Origin of the sequence: Acinetobacter legionensis (genome assembly GCF_048551735.1) — a bacterium.
Classification (GTDB): Bacteria; Pseudomonadota; Gammaproteobacteria; order Pseudomonadales; family Moraxellaceae; genus Acinetobacter.
In genome coordinates this window covers 1-259 of record NZ_JBIMBV010000120.1, presented here as the reverse complement: position 1 = coordinate 259, position 259 = coordinate 1, and the positions used below count along the sequence as shown (strand labels likewise).

Here is a 259-nt window from a genome sequence, read left to right as displayed (position 1 = left end):
GTCAAAGGTCCTGAAGAAACCAATGCGTTCTTATCAAAGATGGATAGGAATCATATGATTTATAGTCGTGCATTGTATGATGGAAGGGTTTGTTATCAAGGACATATTAGACCTGATCTACGCAAGTATTCTTCTCGTCCAACTTATATGGGAACGTTTGTATTGGCACATTCACAGTTCAAGCTTGGTAGGATGGCGCGCATTGGTTTTGGTGATACTCATGTTCCTAAAACATTAGATCAAGCAAGGGAAGGACTCA

1 protein-coding gene is annotated in these 259 nt (G+C 40.2%); it reads left to right on the top strand.

Annotated features, from left to right (window positions below):
- Nucleotides 1–54 precede the first annotated feature (54 nt).
- The coding region (locus tag ACG9ZL_RS21280; protein ID WP_419361930.1) for a hypothetical protein at nucleotides 55–259 on the top strand (205 nt) is incomplete at its 3' end.